Genomic DNA, 15,083 nt, shown 5'->3' with positions numbered 1-15,083 from the left:
AAATTAAAAAAACAGTTCATTTGAATTTTACAGACCTAAACTTAATAGAACCTATTGCAAAAGCAATTCAGGAACAGGGATATACGAATCCCACGCCCATTCAGGAGAGATCTATCCCTGAAATCTTAAAAGGCAGCGACTTTTTAGGATGCGCACAGACAGGAACAGGAAAGACAGCGGCGTTTGCTATTCCTATTCTTCAGAATTTATCAAAAAATAAGACCAAAAATAATCATATAAAAGCCCTGATCTTAACGCCAACAAGAGAACTTGCCATACAGATCGAGGAAAATATTAATGCATACGGAAAATACCTTCCGCTCAAACAGCTCGTGATTTTCGGAGGTGTAAAGCAGGGAAATCAGGAGGCCGCCTTAAGAAAAGGCATCGACATTCTGGTGGCAACTCCCGGCAGACTTCTGGATTTTATCGCTCAAGGTATTATCAGCTTAAAAAACATTGAGATCTTTGTTCTTGATGAGGCAGACAGAATGCTGGATATGGGTTTTGTACATGATGTAAAAAGAGTGATCAAACTTCTTCCACCAAGAAGGCAGACTTTATTCTTTTCAGCAACAATGCCTTCTGAAATCCAGAAACTGGCAGATTCTATCCTGAATAATCCTGTGAAGGTAGAAGTGACTCCGGTTTCTTCCACTGCAGAAACGATTAAGCAATCAGTTTATTTTGTAGAAAAAGACAATAAGCTTAATCTTCTTTCCCATATTTTAGAGAATGACATTGCAGATTCTGTACTGGTATTTTCGAGAACAAAACACGGTGCTGACAAAATTGCAAGGAAACTGCAAAAAGATAATATCTCAGCAGAGGCTATTCACGGGAATAAATCCCAGAATGCAAGACAAAATGCCCTCAGTAATTTTAAGTCCGGAAAAACAAGAATTCTGGTCGCCACAGATATCGCTGCAAGAGGTATTGACATCGATGAACTTAAATATGTAATCAATTTTGAGCTTTCCGATGTTTCTGAAACGTATGTTCACAGAATCGGAAGAACAGGAAGAGCGGGAGCTGAAGGCTCTTCGATTTCTTTTGTAGACAGTCTTGACCTTTTAAATTTAAGGAATACGGAGAAACTTATCGGAAAGAAAATTCCAGTTATAAAAGACCATCCTTTCCACACGGATGATCTTGTAGCCCAGAAAAGAGATTCTAATAACAAGCCTATGGCAGCCGGTGGTGACAGAAGACCTCCGAGGTCTCCAAAGCCACAAAATAATAACAATAAGCCTGCAGGCAGCACACCAACGAGTTTTAAAAAACCGAAGAATAAAAATTTCACCAGAAAAAAATAATACGAAAGCCCTTTCCAACGAAAGGGCTTTTTTATATTTAACAAACTAAATGGCAGAATGTCTTTTCATTACAATTAATCATTTATTCTTCTGCACCAAATAGTTGACGTGCGTTTTCAGTAGTGATTTTATCAATTTCAGAAAAATCCTTACCATAGATATTCACCAGCTTTCCGGCTACGAGGTCCAGGTAAGAGCTTTCATTTCTTTTTCCTCTGTGCGGAACAGGAGCCAGATAAGGTGAATCTGTTTCCAGAACGATCTTGTCCAGAGGAATTTCATTCAGAAACTGATCAATCTTCCCATTCTTGAACGTCACAACTCCGCCTATTCCCAATATAAAATTCAGATCAATGGCATGTTTTGCCTGTTCGAGATCTCCCGAAAAGCAGTGAAAAATTCCACGAAGCTTCGGATGCTTTTTTCTTTCCAGAACCTCGAATGTTTCATCAAAACTTTCTCTTGTATGAATCACAATAGGAAGATCCTTTTCTATAGCCCAGTCGATTTGCTGTTCAAAGGCTTTAATCTGGATATCCAGTGTTGTTTTATCCCAGTAAAGGTCGATTCCGATCTCTCCTATTGCCGGAAAATCCTTTTCATCCAGATAATTTTTAACGATATCAAGCTCTTTTTCCCAGGATTCAGGCTTTACATAACACGGATGAAGCCCCATCATGGAAATGATCTGCCCTGGATATTCAGCTTCCAGCTGAAGCATCTTTTCATGGGATTCCGAATCAATGGCAGGAAGATAAAATTTTGTGATTCCTTTATCTACAGCTCTTTGAATAGCTTCTTTTCTGTCTTCATCAAATTCTTCAGCGTATAAATGCGTATGGGTATCAATCATTGTCTTAAAATTTTAACAGATCTTCATACGGGTTTTTCAAGTCCATCAGTAAACCGAAAGCCGGTTCAGTCTTGATTCCCTGTTTCTTAAGTTCTATTATTTTATGTTTAAAATCTGCTCCTTTTTCTTTTAATATTCTATATTCAGCCAGCATATGCCGGTAAGCATTCTGTTCAAGTGAGGGTTTGTTCTGGCCGAAAATCTCTATTGGAAATTCTTCCAGCATAAAGTTCAGAATAATGCTTTTTTCTCCGTTAATAATGATATTTTCAATTTTCACTTCAGTATCCACAGGAACTAATCGGCTAGCCGTGATATTATCGAGAAAATCTTCTTCAAATTCAAGATCAACTTCACAAATGATATCCAGATCACTGTTTTCAATATCAATTTCAATCGGAATAGTTCCGGCAAGAACTGGAGAATAGAGCTTTAATTTCTCAAAGATCTGATATTTTTCAAGAACTTCATAAGTCCTTTTTTGCCTTTCGTTTCCGGATTTCAAATAATCAAGGTTCGTGAAATCAATCATTTATAAAAATTTTATGCCTTACTTTTTCCCTCTGAACTTCAATTCTTTGATTTAATTTTTCTCTAAATTCAATATACTTCGGATCCTTTTCATCATCAATTCTATGTTCCAGTGCTTTACTGATCTTAAAATTTTCTTTGATAAAACTTTTTGTCTCATCTGAGAAATAGGCTTCTCCGAATTTATCAAAAATGTAACTGACAGCCTGCGATGTCGGATGGATCATATCTTCCTTATAAAAACGGTAATCACGCAGATCATCCATCAGTATTTCATAAATGGGCAGGTAATGGCAGTTTTCCAGCTGCAAAAGTGCTTCATGAACAGCGGTGATCAGCTTGGATTTGCTGAGCTGATTCTCAATCATTCCATCCTTGGTATGACGTACAGGTGACACAGTAAAGAGGATCTGTACATCATCCCTGCAGATATCTTTCAGGTTTAAAACTGTATTATAAATGGAATCTGTAAGTTCCTGATGGGAAAGCAACCGTTTTTCAAAAAACTTCTGTGGGATTTTGTGGCAGTTGGCAGCCAGTTTTTTTTTCGGGATAAATTCATAAATAAATGAAGTTCCGTACGTAATGATCACCCACCCTGCATCCTGCAAAAACCTGTTTCCTACTTCTATCCCCATATTAATCCTGTCCAGAGTCTGATGAACATATCTTCTGTCGAAGCTGCTGTGATGGTCCAGGGAGATAAATTCATCGTTAAAAGTAATCAGCTCATCTTCTGTATAAAACTCTGAATCATGGAGTCTTTTAACAGCATTACTGATCGAAAACGGATTAAAAATAGTTCCGAACGGATTGTTGACCGTCTGAAGCTGCCCCTGACCCAGCAAATCTGCCATTTCTGAAGCAAAGCAAGATCCTATTGAAAATATTTTATCTTCAATATCAATCTTTTTTTCTGACTCCGGAATGTCAACTTCAGTTCTGAATTTCATTAATAAGGGATTAGGAATTAGAAATCAGGGTTAGGAAGCTACAATAAATAACTAATCCCTACACCCTAATTCCTACTACCTTTATTTAACTCTCTCTTCTTAACAGATAATTAGCCAGTTCTATGAAAGGTTTTTTCTTTTCTTCTGGAATATTGATCTTCTCAAGGTAGCTCTGCCCTATTTCATTGTGCTTTTCGATCAGACGCAATGCTTTTTCATCCACTTTGGTTCTTCTGAAGATCTTTTCAACACCATATACTTTATCAATATTATCAGTTTTCTTACCATACCAATGGTCCAGCTCTCTTCTTTCTTCATCTGTTGCATGTTCTCTGGCTAAAAGATACAGCACTGTTTTTTTATTTTCATAAATATCCCCGGCATGTTTCTTCCCAAACTGAGCCTGGTCTCCAAATACATCAAGATAATCATCCATAATCTGGAACGCAATACCAATATGCTTTCCAAAGTTGAATATAGCCTTGGCATCTTTAAAATTAGCTTTTGCAATAAGTGCCCCTATTTCAAAGGAAGATGCACTCAGAACTCCTGTTTTATAAGTAATCATTCTGATGTAGTCATCATACGTTACATTCTCCTGAGTTTCAAAATTGATGTCGTACTGTTGTCCTTCACACAGAAGAAGTCCTGTATGGGTAAAGATCCTGATACATGCTTTGAAAATTTCAGGCTCAAGGTCTTCGAAAAACTTATAAGCTTTCAGCATCAGCCCGTCTCCGGAAAGGATCCCAACGTTGATCCCATGAAGGGTATGGATGGTAGGTTTATTTCTTCTTAAAGGAGCCTCATCCATAATATCGTCATGGATAAGCGTGAAGTTATGGAAAAATTCAATGGCCAGCGCAGGTTTTATAGCCTGTTTAAGGTCTCCCCCGAAAAGGTCGCAGGCCATTAGCACCATAATAGGACGAAGACGCTTCCCGCCATGGGAAATGATGTAGTTCATCGGATCGTAGAGTTCCGCAGGCTTGTCTTTGAAAGTATACTTAGTGATGGCTTCAGCAACGATCTGCTGGTATCTGTCTAAAAATTCCATAAAATTTAATAGTTTAAACAAAAATACAATTTTTCAAGGCTTTATAAAACAAAAAACTTTGTCCAGAGGGACAAAGTTTATATGATGTATTTGAACATTTAAATTAAGACAGAAACGTTACTGCAAGATAAGTAACCGCAGCCACAATTGCTGAAATTGGAATCGTTAATATCCAGGCCCAAAGAAGGCTTACCGTAATTCCCCATCTTACAGCAGAAATTCTCTTCGTTAATCCTACCCCAATGATAGAACCGGTGATGGTATGTGTTGTAGATACAGGAATACTAAGCTGATCTGTAATAAAAAGCGTGATCGCTCCTGCAGTTTCAGCACTTACTCCTTCTAATGGAGTCACTTTTGTAATTTTCGTTCCCATTGTTTTAATGATCTTCCAACCGCCACTCATAGTTCCTAAACCAATTGCAAGGAATGACACCAAAGGAACCCAAAGATAATGCTGTGCAAAGTAGTCAAAACGACCGGCAGACGGAATGTTAAGATATACCGGATCATGAAGCATCTCCACGTGATAGTAAATAAGGGCTGCCCCAATAATTCCCATTACTTTCTGAGCATCATTCAGACCGTGTCCTACACTGAAAAGTGCTGAGGAAACAAGCTGCAATCTCTTGAAAGACTGGTCTGCTTTGTACGGGTTTGATCTTTTGTAAAGGTGAACAATAATTAATGTAATGATGATCGAGATTACCATCCCTATCACAGGAGCCATGAAAATGAACAGGAAAATAGGAATTACTTTATCAAATTTCACAACACTCTGAGTTGTTAACTGATGAAAAGCCTGTGATAATGTATCAAACAATCCCAGGTTAGGTTGTGTCGCTACTACATCGTGATAGTCCAGCATAAAAGCATGCATCAGAGCCGCTCCTAAAAATCCTCCGATAAGGGTATGGGAAGATGAAGACGGGATACCAAACCACCATGTTAAAAGATTCCATGCGATTGCCGCTAAAAGACCTGAAAATATTACTTCAAGCGTGATGAAATTCTCATTCACTGTTTTAGCAATTGTATTCCCTATCCTGAACTCACCTATCACATAGGCTGCTAAAAAGAAGGCTGCGAAGTTCCAGAGTGCTGCCCAAAGTACAGCCTGAAAAGGGCTTAAAACTTTTGTGGAAACAATGGTTGCAATTGAATTGGCCGCATCATGAAAACCATTAATATAATCGAAAATTAATGCCAAAGCAATAATAACCGTAAGTAAAATCGGAAATTCCATTTCTGTAAGTTATAATTGTTTAAGCGTATTTAATCATGATGTTCTCAATCGTGTTGGCAACATCTTCTGCTTTGTCAGTTACTATTTCAAGATAATTAAGTACAGATGAAACTTTGATAATGTTAATGGCATCATTAGTTTCAAAAAGATCTACCATTGAGTTGGAAAGCAGGTCATCTGCAATGTTTTCAATAGAGTTCACTTTGATACATGCTTCTTTTACCTGGTCCATATTTTTGAATCCTTTTAGGTTTTTCATTGCATTCTGGATCTCAAGACAAGCTTTGTGGATCAGTAATGAAAAATCTGAATAAGCCTTCATTTCAGGCGATTTGTATAGGAAGATGTATTTTGTGGAAGCGTAGATGTAATCAGCGATATCATCAAGGCCGGTTGCCAGGGTGTGAATATCTTCACGGTCGAACGGCGTAATGAAGTTTTTTCCTAATTCAACAAAGATCTCATGGGTAAGTTCGTCGTTTTTGTGCTCGTAGTCACTCATTCTTTTTAACATTGTATCATCATTAAGATCGAAATCTTTGATACCGTTATTAAAGTCTTCAGACATTGCCACTAGGTTCTCCGTTACTTTTTCAAAAAGCACAAAGAAGATTTTATCTTTTGGTTGAAAAGCGTGGAAAATATTACCAATTCCCATTTTTATGTATTTATAATTTGAGTGCAAATTTCCTAAAAAAGGATTTGCCCTGAAACAATATAACATTAAGTTTTGTTAACATTAGGTTAACACTTGATTATCAAATAAAAAAACCGGCCAAAAGCCGGTTTTATATATCTTGAGATGCCTTAGTTTGCTACTTCAGCTCTCATTTCTTTTCCTTTAAATTTCATTGAAGGAATATTGCTCATTACATTTTCCTGGAATGATTTTTCCACTTCAAAGAAAGAGAATTTCTCCAGGATTTCAATATCACCGATTTCCGCTCTTTTTTTGCTTTTCCCGGCTGTTGCTTTATTGATGATATCTAATACATCAAGTTTTTTCAACTGATCTTTTTTCCCAAGGTTGAAGAAGAATCTTACCATGTTTTCGTCCTTTCTTCTAGGTTTTCCACCACGGTCTCTGCTATCTCTGCTTCCTCTGGTATCACGATCTCCACGTTCTCTTCCTCTGTCTCTATCCCTGTCGCGTCCTCTGTCTCTTCTTGAATAATCATCATCTCTGGTACTGAACTTCTGCTCAACAAGGTCATGCTTATCTTTGTAGTACAGCGCAAGATCTTTCAACTGGAACTGTAACAATTTATGAACAAGTTCTTCTTTAGTGAAAGCACTTAGATCAGGAATCAAACTGTCGTTGAATTCAAATATATCTTCTTCGTGTTCTGTAAATAGTTTTTCAAAAACTCCTCCAACCTGAGCTTTGATAATATCATCACCCGTTGGAATAAATTTTTCTACAATATCAATCTTAGTTGCAGATTTGATCTGCTTCAGCTTTCTGCTTTCTTCCGGCTTTATTAATGCCATTGAAATACCGTCTTTTCCAGCTCTTCCGGTTCTTCCGCTTCTGTGAACGAATACTTCCGGATCATCAGGTAAAGAATAATGGATCACGTGGGTTAAAGAGTTCACATCCAAACCTCTTGCAGCAACGTCAGTTGCAACAAGGATATCAATGTTTTTCAGTCTGAATTTCTTCATTACCGTATCTCTCTGTGCCTGGGAAAGATCTCCATGAAGAGCATCAGCCGCATAACCATTCTGCATCAAGAAATCTGCGACTTCCTGAGTTTCCATTCTTGTTCTGCAGAAAAGAATAGAATACTGGTTAGGGTTTGCATCAATTAATCTCTTAAGAGCTTCTTTTTTCTGACGGTAACCCACTACATAGTATTCATGCTTAATGTTCTTTTTAACCTCGTTAATAGAACCTACAGAAATACGGTGCGGATTGGTAAGATAATTTTTAGAAATTCTCTCTACTTCTTTGTTCATCGTTGCCGAGAATAAGAAAGTTTGCTTTGTGTCCGGTGTTTCGCTTAAAATTGTTTCCAATTCATCTTTGAAACCCATAGAAAGCATTTCATCAGCCTCGTCTAAAACTAACCAATGAATGGCAGAAAAATCAAGTGCTTTTCTGTTGATAAGGTCAATTACTCTACCAGGAGTACCTACAATAATTTGTGGCTTGTCCTTTAAAGAGCGAATTTGATCCATAATACTGCTTCCACCGTAAACCGCTGTGGTTTTGATGTCTTTCATGTATTTGGAATAATTTTTTATGTCTTTAGAAATCTGAAGACATAATTCCCGTGTCGGACAAAGGACCAAAAATTGGATTTTGCGACTCGTTTCGTCAATCATATCCAAAATCGGAAGCGAAAACGCTGCTGTTTTGCCTGTCCCTGTCTGCGCAAGTGCGATCAAATCGCGAATATCTGAAAGAATGAAAGGGATAGTCTGTTTTTGGATTTCTGTCGGGCTTTCATAACCCAGTTCGCCAACTGCCTTAAGGATGTCAGGACTTAAATTGGACTCCGTAAATAAATTCATTAAATATTTTAAAATTTTTGCAAAGATACAACAAATATTTGATTTGTTTTTGAATAAAGTTTTAAATATGTAAACTTTAATTCAGAATCCTTTAATAATTTCTTAATTTTTAAAAAATTAAATCCAAAAAAACACGGTCTGCATTAAAAACATGTTAAATATTATTTTTTTTTATTAAATTGGATTGATTTTTTTGGTATTATTTATGAATTTTCAAAAATAACATTATTCATGGTAAATTTTTCTTTAAAATTACCTTTCTTTCCCAACCGCGTTATTTCCTTTAGCTGCCGCAGTTTTTAGATATTGATCACTCAATAGTTAAGCATAATTTTCTTTACTTCCGGTTATTTTAAGTATTATATTTATTTTTTAAAACTGCAGGAATTGCCTGCTTTTATTTTAAGGTATAGACTGCAGTATATAATTTTGGTCAGCATAACTTTATTTTTTAACTTGGTTTAAAATAAATTCAACAGCACATCATATTAAACATTAAAAACATGAATAGTATAAATCCGGAAACACTGACATTTCTAAAAAACCTAACCGTTAACAACAACCGTGAATGGCTTAATGAAAATAAAGCCGCTTATACCGAGGCACAGGAAAATGTTATTACCTTCCTTGATGAACTGATCAAAGAAATGTCCGGTTTTGATGAAGAATTAGGAAAAATTGATGGTAAAAAATCACTCTTTAGAATTTACAGGGATACAAGGTTTTCAAAAGACAAATCACCATACAAAACCAATTTTGGAGCATCTCTGGGAATGGGCAAAGGAAGCCAGAAAGGAGGCTATTATCTTCATATGGAACCAGGAAAGTCTTTTCTTGCAGGCGGTATCTATATGCCGGAATCGTCTGTCCTGAAAGAAGTAAGGAAAGAAATTTCGTTATATGGCGACGATTTCCTTAAGATCATCAATCAAAAAGACTTCAAAAAGCATTTCCCAGAGCTGGATCAGGATGATAAACTGAAAAAAATTCCTCAGGGATTTGAGAAAGAAGATCCAATGGGCGAATATCTGAAATTAAAGAATTTTATTGTGATTTATTATTTAAAAGACGAAGAAATTCTGGATAAAAAAGCCATAAAAAACATCACTAAGATCTTTAAGCTTATGAAGCCTTTTAATGATTTCCTGAATGCCCCCTTTCAATAAAATTTTGATTAATTTTCTTTGCGTACTACATATTTTTTAACGCAAAGGATAATTTTTAACCTTGTAATTTTAAACCTGCAAAGAGGGAATCAATTGCATTGATTTGATGAAGCAGAGATATGATACCTTAATCAATACATTTTAATTAAGATTAGTATTAAAAAGAATCTGCTTGATCTGCTAAATCTGCGAGAAACTTTTTGCACTCGCAGATTTAGCAGATCAAACAGATATTGATATTCTTTATTCTTAAAACTTCATTACATCTTTCACTACTCCATTTTTCTGGGTATGCTGCAGTAATTCTGTTTCGATAAATGCTTTGATTGTATCTTCAGATCCATTGTCAGGGAATAGAAGATGAACATTAGCTCCTGCATCCAGTGTGAAGAATAGCGGAAGAGCCGTTTCTCTTCTAAAATCCCAGATCTTATTGATCACTTCCAGTGTTCCGGTTTTCATCAGGATAAAAGCAGGATCACTCATCATCATCATGGCGTGAAGAGTAAGTGCTTCATGTTCTACCAATGTGATGAACCGTTCCATATCCCCGCTTTTAAGAATTTCCTTCATCGGAACAAAATTGTCTCTTGCTTCCTGAAATCTTCTTTCAGCATAAGGATTGGTATTCATCAAGCCGTGTCCTACCGTTGAGGAAACACTTTTCTGGCCTTCATGGATCAACAGCACCCAGTCGTTGAAGCTTTTAAATATATCATGAATTTCGGTATCCGGATATTTTACCGCAAACAGATCTGAACTTCCTGCTACCTCATCTGATGTTCCCCAGACCACCAATCCATTGTATAGACTTCTGCATGCACTTCCGCTTCCTAATCTTGCTAAAAATGATGCTTTTCTTAATGATTCTTCTTCAGATTGATCTCCTGAAAATTCTGCATCCAGCTTCATCAGGCATTTGGCAATGGCTCCGAACCCAGAAGCAGAGCTCGCAATCCCGGAACTGTGGGGAAAGGTATTTTCTGTTTTGATGATGTATTTTCCTTTCAGAATCCATGGAAGATACTGTTCAATATTTTTAAAATACTTTTCTATTTTTTCAGCAAATTTCACCTCCTCATTTCCTGACAGGAAAGTCTGAACAGAGAAAGGTTCATCTGCCAGAAATTCTATAGAAGTATTGGTCTTACAATGATTCAATGTATAACTGATGCTTGGATTTGCAGGAATCTGATTATCGTATTTGCCCCAGTATTTGATCAGGGCAATATTGGATGGACAGCTTTCTGAAACTGTCTGAGTATGAATGGTGAAATTTTGTTTTCCTAGGAATTCTTGTGTTGTCATAGTCTGATTTAAAATGGTAAAACGCTTTTATTTAACCACAAAAGTCACAAAAGAATCTTAACACTTGAGTTATTGATAAAGTTAAATAAAACGGTCTATTCTAGACCACTTAAGTTTTCAAAAATCTCTGATTTTTTATTGAAAAACCGTTTGCGTCTTTTGCGATTTAGATCGTTTTATTTTAATACATTTTTTCTATAATATCTGCATATTTTTTAAGAACCACATTTCTTTTGACCTTCAATGTAGGCGTAATTTCGCCTGTATTGATATCAAATTCAGCAGGCATTAATGTGAATTTTTTCACTTTTTCAAAATCCGCCAGGTGAACCTGCAGTTCTTTAATTTTTTCTTTGTATAAAGCAATGATTTTCTCATTTTCCACCGCTTCTTCCCAGTTGGTAAAAGGAATATTGTTTTTCTTCATAAAGTCCTGCAGAAACTCGAAGTTAGGAACGATAAGAGCTGAAACGAACTGCCTGCCTTCTGCTACAAGCATGATCTGCTGGATAAAATTATTATTGGTAAGAAGATTCTCGATCTGCTGTGGGGCTACATACTTTCCGTTGGATGTTTTCATCAGGTCTTTGATCCTGTCTGTGATGATCAGGTTTCCTTTATCATCAAATTTTCCGGCATCCCCGGTTTTGAACCATCCGTCTTCCGTGAAAACTTTCTGTGTTTCTTCAGGTTTATTGTAATAGCCTTTCATAATCCCGTTTCCTTTAGCCTGGATCTCGTCATTTTCTCCGATACGGATTTCTACACCCGGCAAAGGTTTTCCGCTTGTTCCGTGCTCGAAATGGGTTAATGGGAAAAGCGTCAGTGTAGCGGTAGTCTCCGTCAACCCATAGCCTACTGTTACGTGAATTCCCACCGAGTCAAAGAATTTTGTAACTTCCGGTGAAAGAGAGGCTCCTCCACAAGGTAAGAACCACAGCCTTCCGCCCATCTTTTCTTTAATTTTGCTGAACACCAACATATCTGCCACGGATTCTTTCAGTTTTAACCCGAGAGGAATCTGTTTTTCGTTTCTTCTCAGTTCTGCGGTCTGCCATCCTGTTGCCAATGCCCAATCGAAGATTTTTTTCTTCAATGATGAACCTTCTTCTGCTTTTTCGAGAACACCGGCATATACTTTCTGGAAAAACCTCGGCACCGCACACATCATGGTAGGTTTCACTTCTTCCAGAGTTTTGGCAATATTTTTTGGATCTTCTAAGAAATAAACTCTCGCACCACCATACAAACAAAGCAGGCTCCAGCTTCTTTCGAAAACATGGCTTAATGGAAGAAATGCCAATGACAGTTCTTCTTCAAAATTTTTGAATTTAAAAAATTCAAAATGGGAATCGAAAGCTTTGATGAAATTGCCATGAGTAAGCATTACGCCTTTTGGAGTTCCTGTAGTTCCGGAAGTATAGATCAGGGTTGCTGTATCGTCATATTCTTTTTTACAGATCTCCAGTTTAGGAGAAGATTTGGCAATGAAATCTTCGAGGTAAAAACTATTGAATTCTTTCTTGATCCAGACAGATTTTTTGGAAACAATAATGGTTTCCAATTGATTTTCTTCTTTCTGCAACAACTCCAGACAGGCATCATACTGCTCCTGGCTGCCAACAAGCACAGCCTTTGCAGAGGAATCATTAATAATATATTCTGCCTGCTCTGCATTATTGGTAGAGTAAACAGGTACGGTAACCGCACCAATGGCCATTGAGGCCAGATCAAAAATCATCCATTCAGAGGAATTATCTGAATAAATGGCTACTTTATCATTTTCCTGAATTCCTGCATTTTTTAGTGCATTGGCTGTTTTAAAAACGATTTCACCGAATTTTTTCCAGCTCAGTTCTTTCCACGCCTCATCTTTCTTTTTAAAGCCTATCGCTGATTTTACCGGATGCTTTTCTACATTTTTAAGGATAATTGCTGCTGCAAGATTCATGAATTCAGCTTTTTGTCGTTAATATAATTTTTAAGATGAAAATCAATACTGTCCTTCACAGGAATAAATTGATAATCAAGTTCTTTTTTAATTTTTTGGTTGGAAATGGTATTGAGCGATGATATGGATTCAACATTTGATTTGGTGATGATTCTCAGCTTCGGAATCAGCCATCCAAAAAGGATATTGGCAAATCTCCCCAGGCTCAATTGAGATTTTGTAAGGATTTTCGCTTCTTTCAGACCAAGCTGTGATCTGATCTGTTTTCCTAGCTCTGCATATCTTTTATTTTCGGAAATAAGAATAAAACGTTCTCCGAAAGCATTCCTTTCCATGAGCTCAATGGAAATCCGAGCAGCATCTCTAACGTCTATATAACTGGTTCCCCCTGAAAATGTAAAGCCGTTTTTTTCAAACGTAGGAAATATATCTCCACTGCTCTGTCCCCAGTTTCCACTTCCGATGATCATTCCCGGATTCACAATTATGGTGTTCAGCCCTTCAGCAGACGCTCTCCAGACTTCCATTTCAGCAAGATGTTTGGAAACAGCATAAGCAGAATGTTCTTCTTTGGGATTAAATTCTGAAGTTTCGTCCAGTTCTCCTTTTTCATTAAAAACATCCAAAACAGCAATTGTGCTTACGTGCAGAAATTTTTTCACTTCTGTACCTTCGCAGGCAAACAACAGATTTTCTGTACCTTTTACATTGGTATGGTACATTTCTTTTGCATCATGAGGATGGAAACTTACTTTTGCGGCGCAGTGATAAACCTCATCTATCCCTTTCAATGCATTTTGAAGGGAATCAAGATTATCAAAATCTACGTCTACCCACTCGATCTTATTAAAAAGATCTTCGGGATTCTCCGTATAGAAGCCGTAAGAATGTTTTACATCGTTCAAATTGCTGCCCGGTCTTTTGGAGGCACGTACGTCTCTTCCTCTTTTCAAAAGTTCCAAAACGATTACTCTACCCAAAATTCCCGTTGCTCCTGTTACAAATATCATTTACTGATTTAATTTATTTTTCCGCTCCCAAGCATTGTCTGCCATACAGGTTTATATATCGTATTTTTAATACCTTCTGTATGATAAGGATTCTTTTTATTTCCTTTATTGGGATTCTCTAATGAAAAGTCTATTTTTTTATCTAAGGCAAAGATATGATCTTTTGGGATTTTTAATGCGGTACATATTTCTATTAAAGATTTAGCAGCTACTTCATCAATATGATAGGCGGCATACCATTTCTCTACCGGTGTTTTGCTTTTATTAAAATACCAGCTGGCAATTTTTTTCTCTTTAGAATCTGAATAATCCCAACCGCCTGAAAAGCTAATAACCCTGTCTACAGAATTATTCTGAGCAATAAATTCTGCCATACCTCCGCCCTGTGACTGTCCGGCAATGGCAATTTTGTTCCAATCAGGATTTTCATTTTTCAGATAGGCAGACCAGCCTCCCTGAAGATCAGATTTTGAAAGGCTTTGTAATAGTTTTGTCAGCCTGGGTACTATTGCATCCTGAGGCTTATCCGGAATTAAAGAAAAAGCGGGCGTTCCGTAAATTCTCATCCTTCTAAATTCAGCAGCACAATCTGTATCTGAATTTAAAGTATCCCCTATGCAAACCTGAGAAACTCCCGGTTCAGAGATAAACGAAAGTGCAATTACTCTATACCCGCTTTCTAAAGCTGTATTGATAAATAATTCGGGAATATGTTTTGTTGTTCCTCCTGTTCCTGTAAGCCAAAGCAAAATTTTATTATTTTTTACTTTTGGATCATAAAAAACAATATGGGGATCGTCCGCCATCCGGACAGATTGATCTAGCTTGCTTGGTTTCACTTTAATTATTTTGTAAACAGCTGAATCTATATTTTTTTGTGCTGTTACCATTACAGGAACATACATTAAAGCTATAATTATAACCAGAATGTTCCTACTAATACCTTTTTTCATTCCTTTATGTGCTTATTTCACAAAGGTAGTATTTTAGCTAATGATAAAAGTATTTTTGCATGGCTGTTGCTTAAATTTTATGACTTTTTAGGAATTGTTGAAAATTAGATTTATTTATACCAAAATCCTATTATTTCTTCTTGGTGCTTTGTCGCAGAGAACGTCTGCGATACTTTTGGAAATCAGGTTTTCCTCCGTTAAGTTATCTAACCAGAAAAATTC

At 36.8% G+C, this 15,083-nt stretch carries 13 protein-coding genes; 2 read left to right on the top strand and 11 right to left on the bottom strand.

Going from position 1 to position 15,083, the window contains the following annotated elements; translation table 11 throughout:
* Positions 1 to 20: 20 nt before the first annotated feature.
* Positions 21 to 1,316: a DEAD/DEAH box helicase gene (locus tag V6R96_RS05110; RefSeq protein ID WP_111960958.1), complete on the top strand. Its 1,296-nt coding sequence runs from the start codon at positions 21 to 23 to the stop codon at positions 1,314 to 1,316.
* Between the two features lie 82 nt (positions 1,317 to 1,398).
* Here the strand turns inward: V6R96_RS05110 and V6R96_RS05105 are convergent, their stop codons facing one another.
* The 7 genes from V6R96_RS05105 to V6R96_RS05075 form a co-directional block, all read right to left on the bottom strand.
* The gene (locus V6R96_RS05105) at positions 1,399 to 2,169 is read right to left on the bottom strand and encodes a TatD family hydrolase (protein ID WP_336378194.1); all 771 of its coding nucleotides are present in this window, start codon (positions 2,167 to 2,169) and stop codon (positions 1,399 to 1,401) included.
* A gap of 4 nt (positions 2,170 to 2,173) precedes the next feature.
* A complete protein-coding gene (locus V6R96_RS05100; protein ID WP_336378193.1) occupies positions 2,174 to 2,701 on the bottom strand; it encodes a DUF4269 domain-containing protein in 528 nt (175 codons plus the stop codon).
* Positions 2,694 to 3,653 (bottom strand): GSCFA domain-containing protein, encoded by a 960-nt coding sequence (locus tag V6R96_RS05095; RefSeq protein ID WP_336378192.1) that lies wholly within the window; start codon positions 3,651 to 3,653, stop codon positions 2,694 to 2,696. The genes V6R96_RS05100 and V6R96_RS05095 overlap by 8 nt, the downstream gene beginning before the upstream one ends.
* Positions 3,654 to 3,738: 85 nt before the next feature.
* Positions 3,739 to 4,710 carry a polyprenyl synthetase family protein gene (locus V6R96_RS05090; RefSeq protein ID WP_111960953.1) on the bottom strand — a complete coding sequence of 324 codons (972 nt, stop codon included), beginning with the start codon at positions 4,708 to 4,710 and terminating at the stop codon, positions 3,739 to 3,741.
* 103 nt (positions 4,711 to 4,813) lie between these two features.
* The gene (locus V6R96_RS05085; RefSeq protein WP_111960952.1) at positions 4,814 to 5,956 is read right to left on the bottom strand and encodes an inorganic phosphate transporter; all 1,143 of its coding nucleotides are present in this window, start codon (positions 5,954 to 5,956) and stop codon (positions 4,814 to 4,816) included.
* A gap of 19 nt (positions 5,957 to 5,975) precedes the next feature.
* A complete protein-coding gene (locus tag V6R96_RS05080; protein WP_040998750.1) occupies positions 5,976 to 6,614 on the bottom strand; it encodes a DUF47 domain-containing protein in 639 nt (212 codons plus the stop codon).
* 149 nt (positions 6,615 to 6,763) lie between these two features.
* Positions 6,764 to 8,473: a DEAD/DEAH box helicase gene (locus tag V6R96_RS05075; RefSeq protein ID WP_111960951.1), complete on the bottom strand. Its 1,710-nt coding sequence runs from the start codon at positions 8,471 to 8,473 to the stop codon at positions 6,764 to 6,766.
* A gap of 503 nt (positions 8,474 to 8,976) precedes the next feature.
* On the opposite strand from V6R96_RS05075, the gene V6R96_RS05070 reads away from it, so the two are divergent.
* On the top strand, positions 8,977 to 9,639 hold the full coding sequence (locus tag V6R96_RS05070) for a DUF2461 domain-containing protein (RefSeq protein ID WP_336378191.1): 663 nt from the start codon (positions 8,977 to 8,979) through the stop codon (positions 9,637 to 9,639).
* Positions 9,640 to 9,888: 249 nt separating this feature from the next.
* Here the strand turns inward: V6R96_RS05070 and V6R96_RS05065 are convergent, their stop codons facing one another.
* The 4 genes from V6R96_RS05065 to V6R96_RS05050 form a co-directional block, all read right to left on the bottom strand.
* A complete protein-coding gene (locus V6R96_RS05065) occupies positions 9,889 to 10,947 on the bottom strand; it encodes a diphosphomevalonate decarboxylase (protein ID WP_336378190.1) in 1,059 nt (352 codons plus the stop codon).
* A gap of 181 nt (positions 10,948 to 11,128) precedes the next feature.
* The gene (locus tag V6R96_RS05060; RefSeq protein WP_336378189.1) at positions 11,129 to 12,898 is read right to left on the bottom strand and encodes a long-chain fatty acid--CoA ligase; all 1,770 of its coding nucleotides are present in this window, start codon (positions 12,896 to 12,898) and stop codon (positions 11,129 to 11,131) included.
* The gene (locus V6R96_RS05055; protein ID WP_336378188.1) at positions 12,895 to 13,908 is read right to left on the bottom strand and encodes an NAD-dependent epimerase/dehydratase family protein; all 1,014 of its coding nucleotides are present in this window, start codon (positions 13,906 to 13,908) and stop codon (positions 12,895 to 12,897) included. The genes V6R96_RS05060 and V6R96_RS05055 overlap by 4 nt, the downstream gene beginning before the upstream one ends.
* A gap of 8 nt (positions 13,909 to 13,916) precedes the next feature.
* Complete coding sequence (locus V6R96_RS05050) at positions 13,917 to 14,861, bottom strand: BPSS1187 family protein (protein WP_336378187.1); 945 nt, start codon at positions 14,859 to 14,861, stop codon at positions 13,917 to 13,919.
* Positions 14,862 to 15,083 lie beyond the last annotated feature (222 nt).

Source organism: Chryseobacterium sp. CCNWLW53, assembly GCF_037083525.1.
Taxonomy (GTDB): Bacteria; Bacteroidota; Bacteroidia; order Flavobacteriales; family Weeksellaceae; genus Chryseobacterium; species Chryseobacterium lathyri.
The sequence above is the reverse complement of the archived record's forward strand: the minus strand, read 5'-3'. Positions and strand labels throughout refer to the sequence as shown.